Source organism: Synechococcus sp. R55.7, from assembly GCF_047461955.1.
Lineage (GTDB): Bacteria > Cyanobacteriota > Cyanobacteriia > Thermostichales > Thermostichaceae > Thermostichus.
The window spans coordinates 14,364-17,907 of record NZ_JANSIC010000013.1; the positions used below are offsets into that span (position 1 = coordinate 14,364).

Annotated in this window: 4 protein-coding genes and 1 pseudogene; 4 read left to right on the forward strand and 1 reads right to left on the reverse strand. The window is 60.4% G+C overall.

Features of this window, described 5'->3' with window-relative positions; genetic code table 11:
* A pseudogene (locus tag NW820_RS01610) lies at positions 1-183 on the forward strand (hypothetical protein); the annotation flags it as partial.
* Between the two features lie 31 nt (positions 184-214).
* Here the strand turns inward: NW820_RS01610 and NW820_RS01615 are convergent.
* Positions 215-1,261 carry a hypothetical protein gene (locus NW820_RS01615; protein ID WP_414332177.1) on the reverse strand — a complete coding sequence of 349 codons (1,047 nt, stop codon included), beginning with the start codon at positions 1,259-1,261 and terminating at the stop codon, positions 215-217.
* 168 nt (positions 1,262-1,429) lie between these two features.
* Here NW820_RS01615 and NW820_RS01620 point away from each other — a divergent pair, with 168 nt between their 5' ends.
* From NW820_RS01620 to NW820_RS01630, 3 genes are all read left to right on the forward strand, one after another.
* The gene (locus tag NW820_RS01620) at positions 1,430-2,149 is read left to right on the forward strand and encodes a pyridoxine 5'-phosphate synthase (RefSeq protein WP_414383724.1); all 720 of its coding nucleotides are present in this window, start codon (positions 1,430-1,432) and stop codon (positions 2,147-2,149) included.
* A 14-nt stretch (positions 2,150-2,163) separates the two neighbouring features.
* Positions 2,164-2,796 (forward strand): DUF3318 domain-containing protein, encoded by a 633-nt coding sequence (locus tag NW820_RS01625; RefSeq protein ID WP_011432111.1) that lies wholly within the window; start codon positions 2,164-2,166, stop codon positions 2,794-2,796.
* A 12-nt stretch (positions 2,797-2,808) separates the two neighbouring features.
* Positions 2,809-3,544: biotin--[acetyl-CoA-carboxylase] ligase (locus tag NW820_RS01630; protein WP_414406500.1), on the forward strand; the 736-nt coding region annotated here is incomplete at its 3' end.

Here is a 3,544-nt window from a genome sequence, read left to right on the forward strand (position 1 = left end):
GAAAAGCTCTCGGGCGATGTCGAAAAGCTCTCAGGTGATGTCGAAAAGCTCACTTTTAAGTTCGACACCTCACAAACCATCGGGGAACGGCTGGAACGTCTAGCCACCAGCCTGATTGCCGGTGCCACCATCAGCATCATTGCCGGAGTGATTTTGGTGCTGCTGCGGGAGGGATCCCGTTGAAGGGATGTTGCTCGGGGCTGGTTTTGGGGGGTCAACTGCCGGAATTGAGTTTTTCCCAGTCCTGCTGGTGGATGGCGATCATCTGGGCTTGGGCTTGAATAGCTGCCAACACCTCCGTCATCAGGGGCCAGTCGCTCCGCGGCGGACTGGGGTACTGCTTAAGCTTGTCAACTGTGTTGCTGAGAGCACTTTGCAATTGTTGCAGCAGTTGATAGGTCTGTTGGGCCAAAGCTAGGGTCTCAGAGACGCGGAGGTTATTCTGGCCTTGTTGATATTTCTGGAGAGCTTCCCCTCGCAGGATGCTCAAGATGGCCCCTTCTCTAGAGGCGGCAGTCTGGCCACTTTTGGAGCGCTGCGGTATGATGCGCAACTGCAACACCAGTGGCTCCCCCCGGTACATCCGCTCCACCTCTGCCTGCTGCGGCTCCCCGATCAACTCCGGATCCAGCGCCATCATCCGCTTCATGGCGGTGATCAACTTCGCTCGTATGGACTCGGAGAGATCTTTGAACAGATCCCGCAAAATCCCCTGCTGGCGGTAGCGCACTCGACAAGAAGGCCCCTCTTGAGGCTCCACGAAAATTTGCTCGGCTTTCTCATCCAAAGCCCGCCGCAGCATCGAGTTGAGCAACTGCTGCACTGTCTCTTCTGATTCGTCGGCGGGGACGGACGGAGGCTGGGTTGGCCTCAACTGCGTGGGTGGCCCCGACACGGGAGCAGGAACCTCCCGAGTCACCCGGTTGGCTTGGGCCTGGAGGCGCAGCCGCTCCACCTCTGCCGGGTCGGGGGGATGGCTGAAGTAGTAGGCAATTAAATCCTGCTGCTGCTGAGCGGTGAGAGGGATTGGCTGGACGGAAATCTGGGAATAGGCCAGCATTTTGCTCACATAGTCCAACGCCGCCAAATCCTGGGGATCCACCATGCCCAAGATGAGGCTGTCGGTATCCAGGGCCAAGGGGACGACTTGGTAGTAAATGCAGATCTCCACCGGCAAGTACTGGGCAATTAAGGCCGGCACTCGCGCCCGGTCAACAATGGAGTGTTGTCCCACCGCCAGAGAGGCATCTGGATCAGTCATGGCAAGCCCGGAGTGGATCCCGCACAGGCGAGACGTCGCTACCTGATCATAGAGTAAAGCCTACACCCTCGCGGCCTGAGGCCCATGGCATCCTGGCTCATCTGACCGGCGTAAATTGAATAATGTAATACTAGGGGTATTCTCCTCTACACCCAAAGCAGTAAAGCCTTGTTAAGTCTTGGAGTTAACATCGACCACATTGCCACCCTTCGACAGGCACGCCGCACGGTGGAGCCAGATCCGGTAGCGGCAGCGGTGATTGCCGAGCTGGCGGGGGCAGATGGCATTACGGTGCACTTGCGCGAGGATCGCCGTCACATTCAAGATCGGGATGTGCGGCTGTTGCGGCAAACCGTGCGCACCCACCTCAACCTGGAGATGGCAGCCACCGAGGAGATGGTGGCGATTGCCCTGGAGATTAAGCCTGACTACGTCACTTTGGTTCCTGAGCGGCGGGAGGAAATCACCACCGAAGGTGGGTTGGATGTGGCGGGGCAGGTGTCGCGCCTCAGGGATGTGGTCGGCCAACTGCAGGGATCCGGCATTCCCGTCAGCTTGTTTATCGACCCAGATCCGACCCAAATTGCCGCTGCTGCCCAAGTGGGAGCCCGCTGGGTGGAGCTCCACACGGGGCGCTATGCAGAAGCCTCATCCGCAGCTCAGCGGCAGGTGGAACTTGACCACCTGGAAAAGGCCAGCCAACAGGCTCTTCAGCTGGGCTTGCGGGTGAATGCGGGACATGGTCTTACCTACTGGAATGTCGGCCCAGTGGCGCGGATTCCGGGAATGGAGGAGCTGAACATCGGCCACAGCATTATCAGTCGAGCGGTGCTGGTGGGGCTGGATCGGGCGGTGCGAGAGATGCGTCAGGCGATGGGACTAAGCTGAGGAGCAGGCCCGGCATGAACTCGGAATACTACGGCTACGAAAACTACGTTCTGGATCAGGCGGAGATTGAGCGCCTGTTGGATCTGCTGCCAGCCAGTATGCGGGAGAGTGTGAAGATCTTGCCCGCCTCGGAACGGCAAACGGTGGTGATCAAAGGCCGTCGGCAAATGCCCTGGGAACGGCAGATGCGGCTGTTCATCAAGCCCTACGAGTGGCGGCAATTTACCCCCCTGCAGCGGGCGGGGCTGTTCCTGCACAAGGTGGGCTACTACAGTCGGGCGGTGTCGCGGCAGATCGACTTTTACCTGGCCATAGCAGCTCTGGGGGGGTTGAGCTTGATCTTCGAGGCCGTACAACAGGATCCCGTGGGAGCAACCGTTTCGGGTGGTTTGAGTGGCTTGGCCCTCTGGCAGTTGCGCCGCGACCAAACCAATGACCGTCGTCTGTTGGCTGCTGACGCCTATGCGGTGGATCGCCTGGTGTTGCGCGGGATCCCGCGGCTGCAGGCGGTGGAGGCCCTAGGGCAGGCGCTGCATGTGGAGGCCCGTCTGGAGGGGCGCTCGGGCAATGATCTGCTGGACATGTTGCGCTACCAAAACCTCAAGCGGCTGGCCCAGCGTCCGGCGGAAGACATTGTGTTGAGCTAATCCCGGGTAGAGATGCTTTCTCCCTCGCGGCTGGGATCCCAGGCGGGCCGGTGGGGCCGCCATCTGCTGCAAGTGGCGGTGACCGATTCCACCAATCGGCTGCTCTTGGACTGGGGCCGTCGGTTCCCACAGCCGCTGCCAGTGGGCACAGTTTTGGTCAGCACCCGCCAACGGGCTGGGCAAGGTCAACATGGGCGGGTGTGGCACTCGCAGCCGGGGGGACTATACCTGTCCGTTTGGCTGGGATCCCCGCCTTTGCATTACTCGCTGCTGGAACTGACCCTGGCCTTGGGCTGGGGCATTGCGGGCCGTTTACGGCAAAACCTTGGGATCCCGCTGCGGCTGAAATGGCCCAACGATTTGGTGGTGGTGGACGAGCAGCGCCCGGATTCTCTGCTCAAGCTGGGGGGGATCCTGGTGCAAAGCCGCTTTGGGGGGAGCGGGCAACTGCTGGGGTTGGTGGCCGGTGTGGGGGTGAATGTCAACAACCCCGTTCCCGTTGGGGCGATCACCTTAGCCCAAATTTTGGGATCCCCTCTGCACCGCTCACTCGACCGCACCGAGATTGCCGGCTGGGTTCTGCAGGGGATGGAGCAGGGATTCCACGTCTGGTTGCAAGGGGGATTTGCCCCCGTTCGCTCAGAGTACGAAGCCTGGATGGTCAAGCCGCAAGTCCAATGGCTCGAAAGGGGGACTAGCCTCACGATCTTGGGCCTTGCCGAGGATGGAAGGGTGCGAGTACAAACAC

Bases quoted from the DNA above. Each gene is read 5' to 3' on its own strand.
- NW820_RS01625 (WP_011432111.1), top strand. From the start codon at position 2,164: ATGAACTCGGAATACTACGGCTACGAAAACTACGTTCTGGATCAGGCG.
- NW820_RS01615 (WP_414332177.1), bottom strand. From the start codon at position 1,261: ATGACTGATCCAGATGCCTCTCTGGCGGTGGGACAACACTCCATTGTT.